Consider the following 6,337-nt stretch of genomic DNA (forward strand, 5'->3'; position numbering starts at 1 on the left):
AAGTCACTTTGAAGTTTCTTCAAGTCACAGTTGCCATTATGCTGATATTGATTTCGGTGGCTTTGGGGGCTGGGTGGATTTGATTTATAAATACCATCTCCAATCAAAAAAAGCTGATCAATATAAGAGCAGCTTTTTTAAAACATTGATTTTACCAGCAAAAAACGCTTTTTAAATGTTGACCAGAAGCTTATTCAGTACTTGAACTATACGGAACATTTCCACATCGATTGCTTTACTAGTTTCCGGATAGTTGTCTTTAGAACCAATACTTGCTTTTGTAGAAATATAAAAGACCATTCTTTCCTCCTCCGCATGCAACAATAAGCTCAGGTTCTGGTCAGTTTGTATTTTCATTAGGTCAATATCCAATGGATTTATTTCAGTGTTTTTCCCTGTCAATAAATTCCTTTTTAATCCTTTCTTGAAATCTACGATCTTTTCAATCTTAAGAATATAATCAATTGCAGTAGGACGTTTTCTGATTTTATCCAGTAAGCCCAAATAATTTTTCTTATGGGATTTATCACTATAGTCTACTGAGATTGTTTTGGTCTTGTAAAAACCGTATTGCTGAAATAGGCTTATAAGGTAATCAAATGTGGTCTCCTCTTTTACTTTTTGATTCTCCTCAAGTTGAATCAGTTGTTCTAAAATCTCCAAAGTTGAAAACCCGGTATGCACCACCCCTTGGTCATTATCGAAACCGAAGTATATCCTGTTTTCATTTTTCAGGTATCGTTGGTTGATGGCTTGTGGCAGGTCTTCAAAAAAATCGTAGAAATTCCCGCATCTTACCTCATTTTTATTGCAGATCTCCTCCACCATGTTTGAAATGAAAATGGACTTCACACACTTTAATGGTTTATCATTTTCCATTTCGACCCAGAGACTGGTGAGTATGGCAGATAAATGATGGTGATTGAAGAATATGAAAGGGCCATTTTTTTCTCTTCGGGAAGAAATTATTATTCGATTACTTTCAATATCTGAGAAGATTATCAGGTCAACCTCATCTTTTACTGCTACATCCATCAGTGGTCTCAATTGAATGGCTGTAATCGCTTCTCCTTGATGCTTGATATCCAAAGGTTGATAGATAAAGCCTCTATTTTCTACCAGTTCTTTCCATTCATCCGGAAAACTCACAGAAAATCCGCTGAGTAATATTTTCATAATTTAAACTTTTTGTTTTTTGCTGAAAGCAGATCGTCAATTTCACTTTTCAACAAGAAAGGCAATAACAGATTGATTTTGAAAACAAAGTTTTAAAAGCCTTGGAAAATAAAATTCGCACACCATTGTATATTGCTGTTTCTCCCAAATGCTCTCTACTCTTTTCACATGATGCAATATATCCTTTACAATTTTAAGTGTATATCCATTTCTTCAATAAATCTTCGAAATAGAGCTAAACAATATTTATTTTTTCCTAAAATTTCTTTTTATTCTTTTGAATTTAAACTTCCACTTCGCCCGTGAGTAGGCCGGAATAGATCGTAAAGATTGCAAAATAACCAAAATCAGCATTACAATAGTCACTGGAAATACGGTCTCAAAACCCCATCCTGCATCTAAAATAACCCCAAACAAAGCAGGTCCGACTGCAGAGCTCAATACCATCATACTGGTAAATAAAGACCTGACTGTTCCTATGTATTTTTGTCCAAAAAACTCCACCTGAAGCGCTGCTACCGTAGCGCTTCCAAATCCAGTGGATAATCCCATCAGGACCATATAAGGATACATGGCCCAAGAGGGACTGATCAACCAAATGCAAAAAAAGAGAACTAGAACTTTATTTCTACAATTTCAATAATTATATATTTAATTTTTTCCCTGTGTAGTTTAATGGCTTAATAAGAATAAAAAGTAATTAGGATGGCGATCATTAATAGGCCAATTTTAATTAAGAAGTAATTTTGGTTAAATTTGCAATTCAGATGCCTTTACTTGAACACCCACCAGGATTTTAACCATCAGTTTTAAACTGACAGAGAAAAGGAGTAATCCAATTTTAAATTTTGAGAAAAAACTATATGAGTAACACCAATGATAACGCGGCAATCCCAAAAATATGTAAAATTCTTCTTGCAACTGCTCCCGGGCAGAGTTTCCCCGATAAGCAACTTGAAGGTTTGAGTGAAGAGGTAGTAAGGTTCGAGCTTGATAAGGTTTCAGCAGACCGAACTTTTAATTTTTTAATTCTAAAGTCAGCTATTGACTATGCCAAAGAACATGAAATTGATTTGATTATAGCAGTAGACCCCGAATTTGATAGGTTGTCTTTGGTGGTAAGAAAAGGATTAGGAGGAGCATTTATGGTGCTTAATTCCCATCAGGTAGCAGCGGTGCTTTTGAAGCTATGGATGGATACGGGTCTTTACCCGCAAATGAAAGTTTTGAAGTCTGTTTTACTTTCCGATATTTTGGACAATATTGCTAAGAGAGGAAGCTTGGAATTGGAAGAACAAATTTTGGTAGCCAACAATTTAAAAAGCGGTGTAGAAAAATTCAGGAATTCTGCAGACGAAACCATAGCAGCTTTCAACATTGACCAGCAAGTCCTGCACTCTGACCTAAAATTTCATGATATAGTCCGCCAGCTTATTGGAATGGAGTCTGCCTTACTTGATGAACAAAAGAATATTTATAACTTTTTATTGGATATTTATTTTTACAACGGGTTTTTCAAAGAGAAGACAGTCACTTTAGACCTTAGTGTAGAAGCCCATCAAGATCAGGTTGTGAAATTCATGAAAGAAGCTGCCAGAAAACCAAAGTTCTTGGAGGAGATCTTGTCCGTAAGTGCAGTGACAGATTACAGCAAGGGGAAAAAGAAAAATATCCTTACAGATAAAGTTTATGATCATCCCATAAGTGGCGCCAATATTTTAAAAATCGAAACAGTAGAAGGTGTCAGCATTACCCTGGTTCCTACTGAGGATAAGTTAACCTATTACATTTCCGTGAGAGAATCTGTGAATACACCAGAAAGATTTGAAACAGCAAACAAAGCCTTGGATCAGGAAATATTCAAATTGGTATCTTTGCTGAATAAGATGATTTGATGGTTGTTTTCTCTGAGTTTGCTTAAAATACCGAAGTCATACCATTGTTAATATTTAATGTTGAATTCATTGGTTTTGGATATTGATCGATACCTGCCCCCCGGGAGGCGGGTTGGATGTTTAGATATTGATTCCAGTTTAGTCCATCTGAAGAGGGTTGATATGTAAAAAAGGGAAGATTTCAGAAAGAAAAAAATCTACTCTCTTATTATAAAAATTATAATTTCAGAATTTCATTCTTAAAAATCAGTTGTGAAGGGCTGGTTTAGAATGAAATTCTGATTTTAAATATAAAGGCCTACCTTTGAGCCTTGTTTTAAAAAAAAGCAGGATGACCTGTACTCCCCCCTGATATTGATTTTTACTTTTCTGAATGCTCCCATTGTTTGAATGGGAGAAATTATTGCGTGCAACACAATTGAAATTTACCCTATTAGACTTATTGAAATATGACACAGATGTTTTATCGCCTGTTTAAACCTACGCAGGCTAATCTGAAAGACGAAGTATTGTCAGGTTTAACTGTTGCCTTGGCCTTGGTGCCTGAAGCAGTTGCCTTTTCCCTTATTGCCGGTGTTAGTCCCCTATTAGGGCTCTATACCGCATTTATCATCGGTTTGATTACATCTATTTTAGGAGGAAGACCGGGTATGATTTCCGGTGCCACTGGAGCTATTGCGGTTGTTGTGGTTGCTCTAGTTGCACAGCATGGCGTAGAATACCTTTTTGCAGCGGTTGTTTTGATGGGATTGATTCAAATTCTGGTCGGAGTCCTTAAACTTGGGAAGTTGATCAGATTAGTTCCTCATCCAGTGATGTTTGGTTTTGTGAATGGCTTGGCTATTGTAATTGCCATGTCTCAGTTTGATCAATTCAAATTTGAAACTGCAGAAGGAAGCCTTGCATGGATGTCAGGTACTCCATTGATGATCATGATTGGCCTAGTAGTACTCACAATGGTAATCATCAAGTTCTTGCCAAAAGTGACTACAGCAGTGCCTTCAGCTTTAGTGGCAATATTGACAGTTTCTTTTATTGTGATTTTTGGAGGAGTAAATACCCGAACCGTTGGTGACTTGGCCTCTATCAGCGGTAGTTTGCCGGAGTTCCACCTACCTGTTGTTCCTTTGAACTGGGAGACTTTTATAATCATTCTTCCTTACTCTGCGATCATGGCGGGAGTAGGTTTGATTGAAAGCTTGTTGACCCTGACTTTGATAGACGAAATTACCGAAACCAGAGGACATGGAAATAAGGAATGTGTCGCCCAAGGTTTGGCCAATTTGACAACAGGATTCTTTGGGGGGATGGGTGGATGCGCCATGATCGGCCAATCCTTGATCAATGTGAATGCAGGTGGTAGAAATAGGATTTCTGGAATTGTTGCAGCAGTGGGACTATTGGTCTTTATTTTATTTCTGTCCACTTATATTGAAATGATACCTATGGCAGCCTTGGTAGGGCTGATGTTTATGGTTGCTATCGGAACCTTTGAATGGGCTTCGCTAAAAGTTTTTAGAAAAGTGCCTTTTCATGATGTTTTGGTAATGGTTATCGTGACTTTGGTAACAGTATTTCTTCACAACTTGGCCTTGGCAGTATTGATTGGGGTGATAATTTCAGCCTTGGTATTTGCATGGCAAAATGCGAAAATGATCCGTACAAGAAAAAGAGTTGATGAAAACGGGGTGAAACACTATGAGGTTTATGGACCTTTGTTCTTTGCGTCAGCACTTACTTTTGGACAAAAATTCGATCCAATGAATGATCCTGAGGAGATTGTGATAGATTTTGCTGAAAGCAGGATTGTGGATCACTCTGGAATAGATGCAATCCACAAAGTCACGGAGCGATATGCCAAACTGGGTAAAACAGTATATATCAGACACTTGAATTCCAGTAGTAAAGTGCTCTTAGAGAAAGCCGAAAAAATCATCAATATCAACTATACGGATGATGATCCTGCTTTCAAAATCCTGATTGAGCAATGAGTTTCTATTGACATAAAATTCGTTCCCTGAACAGGTTGACAAATTAAAAACACCTTGGAGAGTATTTCTTTAAGGTGTTTTTTTGTGATTTGGATTCAAATAGTTATTGTTTAAAGGTAGGGTTTCTTACTTTCATGGAGCGCTTATTTTATCAATCTACCTAAACCCAATGATGGAAAAAACTCTCGAAAAAAATCAATTCTTATTTTCTTATTTCGAAGGATTTTCAAATCTTTCATCTCAATCCAGAACAGCGCTAAACAATATTTGCTCAAGTGTAAAAATCCCAAAAAATAAGGATTTGCAAGCTATTGGCCACACCTGCAGAACAATTTATTTTGTCAAAAATGGATTGTGTAGGGTTTATTATTTTAAGGATGGGGTGGATATCACGGAATCATTTGCGTTTGAAAACACCCTTATTGCTAGGGTAGAAAGCCTTTTTACTGGTAAGCCAAGTAAAAAAGGAATTCAAACATTGGAAGATTCTGAGTTTATTGGAATTGCGTCTCAAGCACTTTTTGAGTTATACGATGACTTTCCTGAAGTAGAGAGGCTATTTAGAAAGATATTTGAATTGGCATATGTAGATACAGTCAATAGGATTGAAAGCATACAATTTCATTCAGCCGAAGAACGGTACAAAGGTCTATTAGAAAATTCCCCTAGCATATTACAGCGAGTACCTTTAAAGCATATAGCCTCTTACTTGGGCATCACGCAGGTTAGTTTAAGCAGGATCCGGGCAAAGATCTAAGAGCCTTAAGGTCTTTAATGAAGGAGGATTCAGACACTATGTATTTTAAAAAATTTCAGTATTTGAATAGCCCAAAATCTATTATTTAACATTTGTAAAAGGAATCCAAATTTCAAAGATTCATTTTTGCAGGTAATTATGAATAAAGTAACGCTAGGCCTCAAAGAAAACTGGAAACAATTCACCTTACTGGTCATTATCAATGCATTTGTTGGAGGGATGGTAGGCCTTGAAAGGAGCATTCTACCTCAAATAGCAGAAGTTGAATTTGGAATTGCAGCCAAATCTGCTGTTCTATCTTTCATCATAGTATTTGGAATAGTCAAAGCTTTGTCCAATTACTTTGCGGGAAGCTTTGCCAACAAAATCGGGCGGAAAAACTTACTCATCATAGGTTGGATCTTTGGTCTTCCAGTTCCCTTTATCTTGATGTATGCTCCATCGTGGGATTGGATAGTGGCAGCAAATGTGCTTTTGGGAATCAACCAAGGCTTGGCTTGGAGCAGTACAGTGGTAAT

General features: G+C 37.0%; 6 protein-coding genes. 4 read left to right on the top strand and 2 right to left on the bottom strand.

Annotation, left to right across the window (positions count from 1 at the left end; translation table 11 throughout):
• Window positions 1–171: 171 nt before the first annotated feature.
• The gene (locus EA341_RS01735; protein ID WP_293010957.1) at window positions 172–1,176 is read right to left on the bottom strand and encodes a hypothetical protein; all 1,005 of its coding nucleotides are present in this window, start codon (window positions 1,174–1,176) and stop codon (window positions 172–174) included.
• Between the two features lie 246 nt (window positions 1,177–1,422).
• The gene (locus EA341_RS01740) at window positions 1,423–1,776 is read right to left on the bottom strand and encodes an MFS transporter (protein ID WP_367126819.1); all 354 of its coding nucleotides are present in this window, start codon (window positions 1,774–1,776) and stop codon (window positions 1,423–1,425) included.
• A 263-nt stretch (window positions 1,777–2,039) separates the two neighbouring features.
• Here EA341_RS01740 and EA341_RS01745 point away from each other — a divergent pair, with 263 nt between their 5' ends.
• From EA341_RS01745 to EA341_RS01760, 4 genes are all read left to right on the top strand, one after another.
• Window positions 2,040–3,071, top strand: a complete 1,032-nt coding sequence (locus tag EA341_RS01745; RefSeq protein WP_293010958.1) for a hypothetical protein — start codon at window positions 2,040–2,042, stop codon at window positions 3,069–3,071.
• A 449-nt stretch (window positions 3,072–3,520) separates the two neighbouring features.
• Window positions 3,521–5,062 carry a SulP family inorganic anion transporter gene (locus tag EA341_RS01750; RefSeq protein WP_293010959.1) on the top strand — a complete coding sequence of 514 codons (1,542 nt, stop codon included), beginning with the start codon at window positions 3,521–3,523 and terminating at the stop codon, window positions 5,060–5,062.
• A gap of 169 nt (window positions 5,063–5,231) precedes the next feature.
• Entirely contained in the window at window positions 5,232–5,819 is a 588-nt protein-coding gene (locus EA341_RS01755) for a Crp/Fnr family transcriptional regulator (protein WP_293010960.1), read from the top strand.
• Window positions 5,820–5,957: 138 nt separating this feature from the next.
• Window positions 5,958–6,337 (top strand): MFS transporter (locus EA341_RS01760; RefSeq protein WP_367126818.1); only part of this gene is annotated, 380 nt, incomplete at its 3' end.

The sequence above is a fragment of the Mongoliibacter sp. genome, assembly GCF_007692705.1.
Lineage (GTDB): Bacteria > Bacteroidota > Bacteroidia > Cytophagales > Cyclobacteriaceae > Mongoliibacter.